The sequence below is a fragment of the Microbacterium sp. Leaf436 genome (assembly GCF_001424715.1).
Lineage (GTDB): Bacteria > Actinomycetota > Actinomycetes > Actinomycetales > Microbacteriaceae > Microbacterium.
Genome location: NZ_LMRB01000004.1, coordinates 290,326 through 303,574 on the forward strand (window position 1 = coordinate 290,326; position 13,249 = coordinate 303,574).

Annotated in this window: 12 protein-coding genes; 6 read left to right on the plus strand and 6 right to left on the minus strand. The window is 68.5% G+C overall.

Annotated features, from left to right (window positions below):
• The first annotated feature begins 449 nt into the window (after window positions 1–449).
• Window positions 450–2,861, plus strand: a complete 2,412-nt coding sequence (locus tag ASG45_RS16295; protein ID WP_156459461.1) for a hypothetical protein — start codon at window positions 450–452, stop codon at window positions 2,859–2,861.
• 497 nt (window positions 2,862–3,358) lie between these two features.
• The gene (locus ASG45_RS15990; RefSeq protein WP_082516618.1) at window positions 3,359–3,829 is read left to right on the plus strand and encodes a DUF1643 domain-containing protein; all 471 of its coding nucleotides are present in this window, start codon (window positions 3,359–3,361) and stop codon (window positions 3,827–3,829) included.
• A 518-nt stretch (window positions 3,830–4,347) separates the two neighbouring features.
• On the opposite strand, the gene ASG45_RS13670 is transcribed toward ASG45_RS15990, so the two are convergent.
• Window positions 4,348–4,707, minus strand: coding sequence for a hypothetical protein (locus tag ASG45_RS13670; protein ID WP_055838711.1), 360 nt, complete (start codon window positions 4,705–4,707; stop codon window positions 4,348–4,350).
• 363 nt (window positions 4,708–5,070) lie between these two features.
• Here ASG45_RS13670 and ASG45_RS13675 point away from each other — a divergent pair, with 363 nt between their 5' ends.
• Window positions 5,071–6,480, plus strand: a complete 1,410-nt coding sequence (locus ASG45_RS13675; protein ID WP_055838714.1) for a hypothetical protein — start codon at window positions 5,071–5,073, stop codon at window positions 6,478–6,480.
• 69 nt (window positions 6,481–6,549) lie between these two features.
• Here ASG45_RS13675 and ASG45_RS13680 read toward each other — a convergent pair whose 3' ends face one another.
• Complete coding sequence (locus tag ASG45_RS13680; RefSeq protein ID WP_055838717.1) at window positions 6,550–7,116, minus strand: ribonuclease H family protein; 567 nt, start codon at window positions 7,114–7,116, stop codon at window positions 6,550–6,552.
• Window positions 7,117–7,310: 194 nt separating this feature from the next.
• On the opposite strand from ASG45_RS13680, the gene ASG45_RS13685 reads away from it, so the two are divergent.
• Window positions 7,311–7,841: a hypothetical protein gene (locus ASG45_RS13685; protein WP_055838720.1), complete on the plus strand. Its 531-nt coding sequence runs from the start codon at window positions 7,311–7,313 to the stop codon at window positions 7,839–7,841.
• Between the two features lie 14 nt (window positions 7,842–7,855).
• Here the strand turns inward: ASG45_RS13685 and gnd are convergent, their stop codons facing one another.
• The 4 genes from gnd to ASG45_RS13705 all read right to left on the minus strand — a co-directional run bounded on the left by gnd (window position 7,856) and on the right by ASG45_RS13705 (window position 11,320).
• Window positions 7,856–8,917, minus strand: a complete 1,062-nt coding sequence (gene gnd / locus ASG45_RS13690; protein WP_055838724.1) for a phosphogluconate dehydrogenase (NAD(+)-dependent, decarboxylating) — start codon at window positions 8,915–8,917, stop codon at window positions 7,856–7,858.
• Between the two features lie 84 nt (window positions 8,918–9,001).
• Window positions 9,002–9,502, minus strand: coding sequence for a bifunctional nuclease family protein (locus ASG45_RS13695; RefSeq protein WP_055838728.1), 501 nt, complete (start codon window positions 9,500–9,502; stop codon window positions 9,002–9,004).
• 37 nt (window positions 9,503–9,539) lie between these two features.
• Window positions 9,540–10,160, minus strand: a complete 621-nt coding sequence (locus tag ASG45_RS13700; protein ID WP_055838730.1) for a response regulator — start codon at window positions 10,158–10,160, stop codon at window positions 9,540–9,542.
• Window positions 10,157–11,320, minus strand: coding sequence for a sensor histidine kinase (locus ASG45_RS13705; protein ID WP_055838734.1), 1,164 nt, complete (start codon window positions 11,318–11,320; stop codon window positions 10,157–10,159). The genes ASG45_RS13700 and ASG45_RS13705 overlap by 4 nt, the downstream gene beginning before the upstream one ends.
• 145 nt (window positions 11,321–11,465) lie before the next feature.
• Between ASG45_RS13705 and ASG45_RS13710 the strand changes: the two genes are divergently transcribed.
• Together ASG45_RS13710 and ASG45_RS13715 are read left to right on the plus strand one after the other, a co-directional pair.
• The gene (locus ASG45_RS13710) at window positions 11,466–12,521 is read left to right on the plus strand and encodes an ABC transporter permease (RefSeq protein WP_055838737.1); all 1,056 of its coding nucleotides are present in this window, start codon (window positions 11,466–11,468) and stop codon (window positions 12,519–12,521) included.
• Window positions 12,518–13,210 carry an ABC transporter ATP-binding protein gene (locus ASG45_RS13715; protein ID WP_055838740.1) on the plus strand — a complete coding sequence of 231 codons (693 nt, stop codon included), beginning with the start codon at window positions 12,518–12,520 and terminating at the stop codon, window positions 13,208–13,210. Before ASG45_RS13710 ends, ASG45_RS13715 begins: the two co-directional genes overlap by 4 nt.
• Window positions 13,211–13,249 lie beyond the last annotated feature (39 nt).

Sequence of the window (13,249 nt, forward strand, 5' to 3'; positions counted from 1 at the left end):
GTGAGCGTTTTCGTGAAGCTGATCTGCTTCTCAGTGACTTGAGGTTCAGCGACACTTTCAGAGGCGTCGAAAAGCGCCGCGCGCCTTCTTCCCACTGTCGAAGTGCTCTGCATCGCTACCGAGCGGGCATCCGAAGACTTCGGCTTTGCAGACACTTGCGTCGCCTTTCGCCGCTAGATGAAGACGAGCCACGTTTACCTTTCAAATCTCCATCGGGTATCTTGTGGCTCCTGTTTGTGGGTCGCAACCAACATCACAATGGATGGCAAGCAACGGGGTGGCAGTGAAGACCCATCTTTGGGCCGTCGCCTCCTTGAAAGAACCGCGGGAATACCGCTTCTCGGCCGCCCTACCAGATGAGGGGTCGAACACGGCAACCGGCGCGCAGACTGTCGCGGTGCGCAGAGGAGGGGGCTTCGATACAGTTGAGGTCAATTTGGGGGTCAACGATGAACACGAAGCCGCGTGATAGAGCACAACTAGCGAACGACTACACAGACACCGTCTGGAGGCGGAAGCTCCTCGAGCTGCTTGCCCTTGTCGATGCCCTTGGGCACTGCGTCATAGACGCTGACTTCAAGGTCACAGATGACCTCAACCGGGCTATCGCGCTCACCACGGTGGGCAAGAAGGTGCGGGATCAACTCATCACCAAAGAGGAAGTCGATCCCAAGGTTGCGAACCTGCTTTGCCTACTCGGTTTGGTGCACACCGAACCACTGGTGGACATCGAGAAAATTGACGTTGACCGACTCATCGAACCCTTGTCGGAGTACGTCAAGTCCGGGAAGCTCAAGTTCCCTCTTGTCTTCGGCAGACACCTTTACGACGCAGCCTCCGATCTAATCCCCGAAGAACGAGGCGTTCTCAAGCACGAAGACACCCTGCGACTACTCGCCGACAAGCCTCAGGGCGTGTACCACACTGGACCCTTCCTAATCGGCCCCTACGGCATAGTCCGCACGGAGCACGCACGAAACATCACCCCGCGCCTTTCGGTGCCAATACAGCACTGTTCCGACCTTTCGTGCCCGTCAGTACACAACGTGCGTCTCACCTCCAGCCTTGAGGCGAACGTAAACAAGCAGCGATCGCTGCTTTATAAGGTACTGGCGACTATATCGGAAGATCCCGCCGACTGGAACGGCTTTGTCCTTGACATTACCGAGGATGACTGGAACCCCTATGAGGTGGATGACGGCTCAACCTTGCCGTACTTGCTTGGCGACGCTTTCGATGACGATGAACTTCGCAAACTCGTCGAGCTTGCTGTCCCCTCAACTGCGGGTCGAATAGCTCGCGTAACCGAAGGCTTCGGGCTCCGGGGAAACCCAGTTGACTGGTCACAGAAGCTTGATAGAGCGCAGCTATTGCAGATACTCCTAACGGAGACGGATGATGCTCTAACAGACCTAATTGACGGCGCCATCCTTAGCAAGGATGTTCACATCCCGGAAGGCGAGGTTCGCAGGCCCGTAGTCAATCACCGAATGCGTTCCGGAGCATGGCGGTTACGGCCGGAGGCCAGCCGTTTGGGAGCGCGGTACAACCCTGGCGAAGTCACTACTACACTGCTTCGCCTGTTCTCTTTGGCTCGCAGCATGTTCGATAAGGACTCCGCCACGGACATGGATGAGCTTGCTTGGATTCTTCGCGACGTGCCGGGGGCGACTCCCACCGAGCGCCTCGAGACCTTCTTCAAGCTACGCACGCCGCGCGAGATTGTGGAGAAGCTGCTCCTGGGAAGACGGTCCAACGCTGAGCGGGCGACCAAGCTATTGGGGTTAGATCTCGCGGACGCGGAGACGCCCCTCCTCGATGCAATCATGTGGAAGTTGGGCTTTCCGTTGGAGCGCCGCCTGGACGTGCGCGACAACTACTGGCGGCATCATCAGCTGCTAGAAACTTTTGCGACGACCGCGTCCGCTAGTGCTGACTCGACCGAGGAGGATTTGCGCTCGATCGCTTCGAACTATTTTGTGGCACTTGAAGCATTTCTTTTCGACTCACTCACCTTCGCCACGTGGGCCCTGCTTGAAGATCACGTCAAAGCGAACAGACCGTACGAGTACCGGGTCCATGCGGCCCGCGCATTTACCATCGAAACCCTCAATGCATCTGTCGCGCGTAAGCCCGGCGTTGAAGCAAACGATCTACGCGACGACCCAGATCTCAGCAGCGTCCTTCAGGGCTTTCAGCGTCTAGCAGATCATCTGGAGACGCTCATCGAACAGGCGGGACAGCACGTACGCGAACCCGGAGATGTCCCCCGCTTCGCTGAGCAGACCGATCTGCAGCAATTTCCCTTCCGTCATACGGTTCCGTTCCTAGATCTATTGCCACCCTCACAGCACGCTCTGCCGAGAGCGATCAAAGAGGCAGCCTCGAAGCTGAATGACAGCGGGATCATGACGGCGAGGAACGGCCTTCTTCACGCAAAATCGAAACGCACACCAACGATCGCAGAGGTGAACGCAGCGCTGAATCAGGCCCGCAGCGCATTGCGCTTGCTGGAGGAGATTGGCTGCGTTCGCAACACCTTCGAGGCCGTCTCCGTTGCTATCGACACCTGGGGGCGCTCAACAACACTGCTCCGCTCGAACGGAGCAGACATCAAGTTCGCCGGCCCGAGCAGCTATGCAATGCTCGGACTCCCCTCGCTCAGCGCTCCCGTTTACCTCATGCAGGGTGCCGTGTTCGCTGAGCCGAACGAGATGCTTCGGTTCAAAGAGGGTTTCGACTCTGCTTACGCTGATTACTGGTCGAACTTCCCGCATCGACCCGAAAGGGGGAGCGGGACTTCCCCGGGGCAGCCCGATCAGACCGTCGGCGAGCTGGCTTCACCAGCCTCGGTCGATTAATGTCTCGCACCGCCGTGCGTGACGGCTCGGGGGAACGCGCGGCACTTCGGGGTGCGCTGTGACACTATTGCACTCCCACTCTTGGCCCGTCACCATGCCGCCATGAGAGCCTGTTGGGACCTTCACGACCGCGCGTTGAGGCGCGTTGCGGACGAGAAGCCGCAACCAGTTCATCGCATCAGAGGGATCTTGGATGACTTTGAGCTGCCGAGCGGTGACATCGCATTCTTCCCCGGCGGTACTGAAGAACCGCTCGCAGAGGCCATGTACGCAGCCTAATGGAGCGTGGACTATCGCTGACCTCCTTGGTCGTGAGGAGTCCTTGACGACGGCGGTCGTGTCTTTCATCGGAGTGCCTTTCGCGGTGCGTGCGGGTTAGACGGCAACACAATGAAGGGTTGCTAGAGCTTGTCCGATGGCTTCTTGCGACTGTCCCCTCTCACTGTGGAAGCGCGGTTGCCGCAGCCCCCTTAGAGTGAGCCGAGCCGGAAGGAACGATGTCCAAATTCGTGGTCGCAGAGGCCAACATCGAGGGCGACTATCGTTATTCACTTACCCGTGTATGGGAGAGCGCTCTTTCCACGGTGACCTTCGTACTGCTGAACCCGAGCACTGCGGATGCGATGCAGCTGGACCCAACCTCGCGCCGCTGCGTCGCCTTTGCGCAACGCGAAAGGTTCGGCGGCATGGTCATCAAGAATCTTTATGCCTACCGGTCTACTAGCCCTGCCGTCGTGCGGGCCACCTCCGCCCCGGCCGGTCCTCAGAACGACCGTGCCCTCGCACAGATCACCGGTCCGGTCATCGCGGGCTGGGGAACGAATGCTGAGCCAGCACGTGTCGCTCGAGCGGTGACCCTGCTTCCACCGCTACGAGCACTGAGCATCACAAAGGCAGGCCGCCAGGAGCACCCGCTGTACGTTCCTGCAACCTCCCCGTTAGGCGTTTGGCCCAGCACCGCGACCTGATGACTGTGAAGAGGCGGTGCCGTGATGACACCGCCCCCATTGTCTGAACGCGCCTGCGACCACGCGGGCGCACAGGACAGCGCACCAGCGGCAGTGCACGTTGGGCTGCGGCACCCATCGGATACCGCACGCCACGGGAAAGGCGCCGTCGATCGCAGCGCTTCGCCCGACTAATCGCGTTGGGAGCGCACCTAATCGGGCGCGACTCAGAAGCGAGCCTCCATGCGGCGGCGGCCGCATCTTGTACAGCCTTCGCACGGGCTTCTGCGGGTGTAAATGATCGCGCGTAAGTGTGGTTGCCCATGGGTCCATTACGCGATATGTAATCCCCAGTCGGATGGGCGTCGAGTTCAACCTGCGCCTGGTCGAGAACTTCGCTCGTCACGTCGCTCCGGCCCTGGGCTGGCAGCCGACCACTGCCGCAGCCCGCGTCTGACCTCAGCGACGCCGAAGGGCCCGGTTGCCACGATCACGGCATCCGGGCCCTTCGACGTTTCTGCGCACGCGGGACGGGCCGCTCAGCGTGCGGTCACGCCGCGGGAGCGCGCGATGGTCTGCGACACGAGGTACTCGCCCCAGGCGACGGCGTAGGCGCCGAGCGCCGCCCACATCCACGCCGACGGCAGCGCACCGGTGAGCGCGAGCAGGCCCGCCGCGGTCAGGGCGACGACGACGATGAGCACGGGCACGACGGCTCGCGATCCCACCAGGGCGCCGTCGGTGCGCCAGATCACCAGCAGCGCCCCGGCGGTGGCGATGAGCAGGATCACCGGTGTCCACCACGATCCGAGCGATCCCATCGAGATCGACGCCCCGATGCCGGCGATCGCCAGCGACGCGGTGCGGAGGGAACGGACGGTCGTGGTGCGGGAAGACATCGGAGCTCTTTCTGCCGCACCGTTGTCGGCGCGGGTCGCCCCAGCGTATCCACCGGGCCGGTGCGAGCCGAACTCCTGATGATCGCGACGGCGGCGCAGCGCGCGGCGCGTCGATTCGCGGCGGAGTCGGCCTCGGCCTCCCATTCTCAGGAGTTCGGCCCGCCGCGGCCGGGGTGGGTGCGTCTTCGACGCGGAGTCCTCCCCGCAGAATCCACGTGAGTCGGCCCGGAACTCGTCGAGGGGAGGGGGTCGCGACCGCGCGGCCCCGTACCCTGGAAGCCGGGGAGTCGCGCGAGCCGAACCGCGCGCACGCACCACCCCTTCATCGGTCGACGACGCCATCGCATCGAGAGGGGAGCCCGCGTGGAGCTGACACGACGCAGCGTGCTCTTCGGGGCGCTCGGCATCATCGGACTCGGCGCCGGATCGGTCGCCGCGGCGAAGGTGATGACGCACGGGGCACCCGATGCCCCGACGCCCTCCGCCTCGGGCGCCACGCACTCCCCGAGCCCGACGGCGAACGCGACGACCCCGTCGACGAAGGACCTCGAACTTCACGTCTGGGATACGGTGCGACGCTCGCTGTCGCCCGCCGACGACGCGACGATCACGGTGACCCGGGGCGTTCTGCCGGTTGGTCTCGCCATCGCGGGATCGAGCCTGGCGGGCATGCTCACCGACACCGGACCGTACGCCTTCGAGGTCGAGGTGCGCCACGGCGACAACCGCCGCCGACAGGCATTCGCGGGCGCGGTCGGCGAGATCAAGCGCGATCTGAGCATCTCGCTCAGCCTCGATGCGACGACACCGCTCAGGGTCACCGCGCGGGAACTCGACCGCATCGCCGCGCTCGGCGCCAACGCGACGCTCGTCATCCTCTGCTACATCTCCGACCCCGACTCGACCACCTTCACCCGCGTCTCCGACGACCGCATCGACGCCGTCTTCGCGCTGGCCAAGGACCGCGGTGTGCGCATCACCCTCGTCAAGCCGCACATCGCCACGGTGAAGGACGGCGACAGCTTCTACCGAGCGAACTACACCCCGGCCTCGGTCGACGCCTTCTTCGACAGCTGGGCCGACCAGCTGTCGCACTTCGCGCAGCTGTGCACCGACAACGACGTGGAGTACCTGTCGGTGGCGTGCGAACAGCCGGCGCAGACCACCGCCGAAGAGTACGGGCGGTGGGTGCCGATGCTGGCGAAGGTGCGCGCCGCTCACCCCGCCATCAAGCTCACCGCGGCGTTCACGACCCTCGAGCTGTTCCTTCTGTACACCTACTGGCTGCCCCAGAAGACCCCGCACATGGCGCAGCTGCTCGACGTGTTCGGCATCAACTCGTGGATCCGCCTGACCGATAAGGTCTACACCCCCGACGCCCCCAACATCACCGTCGACGAGCTCGTCGCCGGGTGGCGCGGAGCGGGCGGACGAACCGACGACCATCTCGGCAAGCTCGAAGCCGTCTGCGACCAGCTGCGCATGCCCTTCCTCATCACCGAGGTCGGGGTGCAGCCCAGGGTCGACGGGCTCGCGCAGCAAGAGGGCAGCACCCCTCCCACGGGGGCCGCGAACCACGACGTCCAAGCTCTGCTGTACGCCTCGGTGCTGCGGGCACCGCTGCGATCACGGTGGTGCACGGGTGCCTCGATCTGGCACATGCGCGCGCCCTTCGCCTTCGGCGACCTGTCCGGCGACACCCTCTTCGCGGGCGAGAAGGTGCTCAAGACCCAGATCGCCAAGGATCCGTCGCTGGCCGCGAAGTCGTTCTGACGGCAGCCCGCCCGGGCACGCCCGTGCCCTGACCCGCGCCCCGGCGCCGCGCCCGGCGGGAGTGCGGCGTCAGCGCCCGTTGCGATCGGCCGCCGAGCGGGGCGGGGCCGATGAGACTTCGAGGCGGTCGAGGCCGCGCAACGACGTCCAGACGAGCTCCTCGCCCTTCGCGGCGTGCTGCGACGCGCGCACCGCGCGCTCGTCGGCCCAGGAGTTGAGCACGTGCCCGCTGTGACCGCGGACGTGCTCGAGGACGACGTCGGGCATGCCCGCCTCGCGTCGGGCGTCACGCGCGACGATGAGGGCCTCGAGGATCGAGCGGTTGGCCACCGGCTTCTTCGCGCTCGTGACCCAGCCGCGTCGCCGGTGGCCGTCCATCCACGACGAGTACGTGTCGATCGCGTACTTCGAGTCGGCCTGCACGACGAGCTCCCGCACGTCGGTGTGGTCGGTGATCGCGTGCAGCAGGCCCAGCAGCTCGCCGATGTTGTTGGTCCCCTCGGGGATGGATCCGGCCGCCCAATGGCCGTCTTCGCCGACCCACGCCCAGCCGGCCGGGCCGGGATTGCCCTTGCACGCGCCGTCGGTGGCGACGACGTAACGGTCGGAGGACGAGGACGACGCGGAACTGCTCATCCCTCTAGTCTCCCCCGCGCCGGCGACGCGTCTGTCCCTCGCCCGGTGAACGGATGAACCGGCAGGTGAACCCGCGGGCGATACCGCGCGCGATGGCGCATCCGTCGCGAGGGTCGATCGTGCCCGCGTGGCAACCTACACCGGTCGTTCCTCCCCCGCTCGGCGCTGCGGCGTCCCTCGAGAAAGTCCGCTCCATGTCGACGCCCACGAAGTCCCCTGCCCGCCTTCACCCCGCTGCCGTCACCGCGCTGGCCGTCGGAGGAGTCCTCGTCGTCGGCGCACTCGCCTTTCTGGCGTGGTTCCTGTCGGCGCAGCAGTCCGATCCGAACGCCGAGGCCACGGGGCGCCTCGTGCAGTGGCAGGAGGTCTTCGAGAAGTACCGCACCGAGAACGGCTCCCTCCCCGACATGCCGGTCGGCGGCTACTGCCTCGGCACGGGGTTCCCCGTCGGCGCCGACGACACGGCCAACTGCCGCGACTACGACGCGGCGTCGCACTACACCGAGACCGCGAGCGTGCCGCTCATGGACGCCCTCGCGACGACCGGGACGCTCCCCTCGGGGATCTCCACCCCGGTCCGCGGAACCGTGGGTCCGTACGCGCTGTACGAAGAGGGCGCGGTGCAGTTGCTCACCGCCGAGAGCGGGCCGTGCGTCGCCCCCGCCGTCGAGGTCTGGACCGACGGCGAGGGCCTGCACATCTGTCAGATCACGCTGACCCGCTGACCCGGCGGAGCGGGTCAGTTCGTTCCGCTCTCGGCCTTCTTCTGGCCCGCCTCGAGCACGTCACCGGCGGGGAGCTCCTGGTGCCCGCCGAACTGCAGACGCATCGCCGAGAGCACCTGGTTGGCGAAGTGGTCCTCGCCCCGCGAGGCGAAACGCTCGAACAACGACGCGGCGAGCACCGGCACGGGAACGCCGGTGTCGACGGCCGCCTTGACCGTCCAGCGACCCTCACCCGAATCCGAGACGCGACCGGCCAGGCCGTCGAGCGTGGGGTTCTGCGTGAGAGCGGCCGAGGTGAGGTCAAGCAACCACGACGAGATGACCGAGCCTCGACGCCACAGCTCGGTGACGCGGGCGGTGTCGATGTCGAACTGGTAGAACTCGGGCTCCTCCAGCGGCGCCACCTCGGCGGAGTGCTCCCCCTGGTGCAACCCGGCGTCGGCGTTGTTCAGCACGTTCAGGCCCTCGGCGAGCGCGGCCATGATGCCGTACTCGATGCCGTTGTGGACCATCTTCACGAAGTGCCCGGCGCCCGAGGGCCCGCAGTGGAGGTAGCCGCGCTCCTCGGTCGAGAAATCGCCGGTGCGGCCGGGCGTGCGCTCGACCTCGCCCGGTCCCGGGGCGATGGTGCGCAGCACCGGCTCGAGGTGCGCGACGGCCTCGTCGTGGCCGCCCACCATGAGGCAATAGCCGCGCTCGAGCCCGAAGACGCCGCCGCTGGTGCCGACGTCGACGTAGTGGATGCCGGAGTCGTTCAGCTTGGCGGCGCGACGCACGTCGTCGCGGTAGTTCGAGTTGCCGCCGTCGATGATGATGTCGCCGGGTTCGAAGACCTCGGCGACCTGGTCGACGACCGAGCCGGTGAGGCCGGCGGGGATCATCAGCCAGACGGCACGGGGCTTGGTCAGCTTCGAGGCGAGGTCGGCGATGCTGGTGGCGCCGGTCGCCCCCTCGGCCACGAGGGCGGCCACGGCATCCTGATTCACGTCGAACACGACGCAGTCGTGACCGTCTTTCATGAGCCTGCGGACGATGTTGGCGCCCATTCGTCCGAGCCCGACCATGGCGAGTTGCATTGGTTCCCCGTTCCTCGTGGATCACGGCCGCGCGGGCGGCCCCTCCGCGAGTCTAGGAGCGCCCGGCGCCGCTCGGTCGATGTGTCAGCCCTGGAAATCGTCGGGGTCGACGTCGTCGAGGAATCGGCGGAACTCCTCCACCCGGTCGTCCTCGGCGGACGGCTCGATCTCGACCGCGTCGTCGGGCACGCCGGCCTCGGCGAGCACGTCGGCGGCCACCCAGATCGACCCGCCGGAACGGGCGGCGAGCGCGATGGCATCCGACGGGCGGGCGTCGAAGGTGCGCGGTCCCGCGGGCGTGGTCAGCAGCACGCGGGCGTGGAACGTGCCCGCGTCGAGATGCGTGACCTCGACGCGCTCGACCGAGGCCGACAGCTCGCCGAGCATGGCCGTGGTCAGGTCGTGCGCGAGGGGGCGGGGACTCCCGGTGCCCTCGATCGCGACGAGGATCGACATCGCCTCCTGCGCGCCGATCCACACCGGCAGCACCAGGTCGCCGTCGGTGGCGGTGTCGACCGGCTTCAACAGGATGACGTGCTGCTGGGCCGGGTCGAGGGCCACACCGACCACGCGCACCCGGATCATGTCGCCCATCGTACGTGCCGCGACGCGGCGAACCCGGTCAGCGCACGATGCCGAGGGCCCGCGCGCTCGACACCGCGGCGGTGCGCGACGAGACGCCCAGCTTCGAGAACACGTGCGCGAGGTGGGACTTCACCGTGGCGTCGGTGATGTGCAGGTGCGCGGCCACGTCGGCGTTGGAGGCACCGCGCGCGACGAGGCGGAGCACCTCGATCTCACGCACCGACAGCGTCACGCGGGGTTCGCGCAGCCGCGCCAGCAGGCGCCCGGCGATCGCGGGGGCCACGGCGCTCTGGCCGGCGGCCGCGGCTCGCACTCCGGCGAGCAGTTCGTGGGGAGGGGCGTCTTTGAGCAGGTAACCGCTAGCGCCCGCTTCGACGGCGCCGAGGATGTCGCCGTCGGTGTCGTAGTTGGTCAGCACGAGCACGTACGGGGGTGCGGCGAGCGCGCGGATCCGGCGTGTGGCGTCGGCACCGGCCGCGCGGTCTCCGAACTGCAGGTCCATCAGCACGAGTTCGGGAGCGAGCGTGTCGGCCAGGGCGACGGACTCGTCGGCGGTGGCGGCCTCGCCCACCACGGCGATGTCGCTCTCGGCATCGAGCAGCGCCCGCACGCCCGCCCGCACCACGGGGTGGTCGTCGGCGATGAGCACGCGGATCACGGCGTCGCCCCCGGCAGCGTCACGGTGATCGTCGTTCCGGAGCCCGCCACGCTGTCGACGTCGAGGCGCCCGTCGAGCTGGTCGACCCGCTCCCCCATGGCGCGCAGGCCGAAGGAGTCGGTACTGGATGCCGCGTCCTCGGCGCCGCGCGGATCGAACCCCTCCCCGTCGTCGGTGATCGTCAGACGCGCGGTCCCCCGGTCGCCGCTCAGCCGGATGCCGACCCGGTGGGCGCGGGCGTGCTGGGCGACGTTGGCGAGAGCGCCCTGGGCGATGCGCAGGAGCGCCGTCTGCGCATCCATCGGCAGGGACACCGCGGCATCCACATCGACATCGACGGAGATGTCCTCGCGGGCGCCCCAGCCGGCGGCGAGACGCTCGAGGGCGGAGCCGAGTCCCCGGTCGAGGCTCGGCGGCGCGAGCTCGCGGATGAAACGCCGCGTCTCGGCCAGGCCGTCGGCCGCGGTCTGGCGCGCGAGGCGCACGTGCGCGATGCCCGGGCCCTCGGCATCGGCTCGCTCGGCGGCGTGCAGCAGCATCTGGATGCTCGAGAGCCCCTGGGCGACCGTGTCGTGCAGTTCGCGCGCCAGGCGGGCGCGCTCGGCGAGGGTGCCCTGCTCGCGCTCGGCGGCAGCGAGCCGGTCGCGGGTCGCCAGCAGCTCGGCCATGAGGGCCTCGCGCTCGGCCGCGCGCCGCTCGAGTGCCGAGTAGCCGAGGCCGATCAGCAGAGCGACTCCGGCTCCCACGACGGGTCCGACCACGCCGCCGACGGTGAGGCCGCCGTGCACGGCGAAGGCCGCGATCGTCAGCGCCGTGGTGCCGATGACGGAGAGGGGTCCCACGACACCCGGCAGAAGGTGCAGGTAGAGGAAGAACAGCGGGAAGACGAGGTAGGCCGCCTCGGGGACGAGCCAGACCAGCGCCGCCCAGACGACGGTGAGGGCCGCCAGCCACACGACGGCGGCGCGGGAGCGCCCACCCCGTGCGAGCCAGAGCCCCGAGAGGTACACCGCGCCGAGCAGCCCGGCCAGGACCAGGGCGAGCACCGGCCCGTTCGTCAGCAGCACGCGCACGACGACCAGCGCCAGCAGGCCGCCGAAGAGGGCGTGGAGTCCGGCGCGCAGGCCCGCGAAGACGGGAGCGAGGGTGCGGTGGGGCATGTCGGTCTCCAGGCTACGGATGCCGCGCCGCGGGCGGATCATCCGAAAGGTGGAGAGGGAGTTCGCCCGGGCCGCCGATGACCCGCCGCCGCGCCACGGCGACAGTGGAAGAAGCCGGGGAGATCCGCCGGCGGAAGGAGGCGACGTGTACGTCGCATGGCGCGATCTTCGGTTCGCCCGCGGGCGATTCGCCCTCATCGGGGCGGTCGTCGCCCTCATCACCCTGCTCGTGGGATTCCTCTCGGGGCTCACCGGCGGCCTCGCCGCGCAGAACGTCTCGGCGGTGCTGGCCCTGCCGGGCGACCGGCTCGTGCTGCAGCCGGTCGGAGGCGCCGCGGCGACCTTCGCCGACTCGAGCCTCGGCGACGCCACCGTCGCCGCGTGGACCGCGACGCCGGGCGTGCGGGCGGTCACGCCCGTCGGCATCGTGCAGACCCGCGCCGCGGGGCCGGGTGGCAGCGGCGGCGTCGCCCTGTTCGGGCTCGACGCGGCCCGGATCTCGCCGACCGCCGACGGCGACGTCGTGCTGTCGGCGGGGGCGGCGAAAGCGCTCGGCGCCACCGCGGGCGACGACGTGACGATCTCGGGCTCCGCGTACCGCGTCGACGGGGTCACCGGCGATTCCTGGTACAGCCACTCCCCCGTCGTCGCGATGACCCCCGCCGCGTGGGCCGACATCGACCGCCGGCTGGGCGGGCAGGGCGACGCGACCGTGCTCGCGGTGTCGGGGACGCTCGACTGGGCGGCCGCCTCGGCCGCCACCGGCACCATGGCATCCACTCCCCTCGCCAGCCTCACCGCGCTGCCGACCTTCCGCTCCGAGATCGGCTCGCTCGCCCTCATGATCGCCATGCTGTTCGCGGTCTCGGCGCTGGTGGTCGGCGCGTTCTTCACCGTCTGGACGATGCAGCGGGCCGCCGACGTCGCCGTGCTGAAGGCGCTGGGGGCGAGCACCCCGATGCTCCTCCGCGATGCGCTCGGACAGGCGCTGATCGTGCTGGTCGCGGGCGTCGGAGTCGGCATCGGCCTCACCGCGGCACTCGGTGCGCTCGCGGGCGGTGCGCTGCCCTTCGTCCTCAATCCGCTGACCACCCTCGCCCCGGCGCTCGTCATGATCGCGCTCGGCGTGCTCGGCGCAGCCGTGTCGCTGCGCATCGTCACGGCATCCGACCCCCTCACCGCTCTCGGGAGCACTCGATGATCCTTCTCGACGACGTCACCCTCACCTACCCCGACGGCGACTCCCGCGTCACCGCGATCGACCACGTCTCGCTCGAGGGGCGCCCCGGGCTCGTGACCGGGATCACCGGCCCCTCGGGGTCGGGCAAATCGAGCCTGCTCGCCCTCGCCGCGACCCTCGCGCGCCCCGACACCGGACGCGTGGTCGTCGACGGGGTGGATGCCACCGGGCTCAGCGCCGCGGGCCGCACGGCGCTGCGACGCGAGCGCATCGGCATCGTGTTCCAGCAGCCGCAACTGCTCCCCGCCCTCACCGCGCGCGAGCAGCTCTGCGTGATGGCCGAGCTCGGCGGGCGAGGGCGGCGCGCGCGGCGGGCCGCCGTGCGCGGCCGCGTCGATGAGCTGCTCGATGCCGTCGGCCTCGGCGACCACGCCGATCGCCGCCCCGCGCAGCTCTCGGGTGGCCAGCGTCAGCGCGTCGCGATCGCGCGTGCCCTCGTGCACGAGCCGCGGGTGCTGCTCGTCGACGAGCCGACGAGCGCCCTCGACAGCACTCGAGGCGCCGAGATCATGGCGCTCCTCTCGCGTCTCACCCGCGAACGCGACACGGCCACGCTGCTCGTCACGCACGACCTCGTGCACGCGGGTGCGCTGGATGCGACGGTCGAGGTGGTCGACGGGCGCGCGTCGCTCGTGGCGTCGCCGGTGTGAGCGTGGGCGCACGACGCCGGGGATGAGGAGGCACGGGGG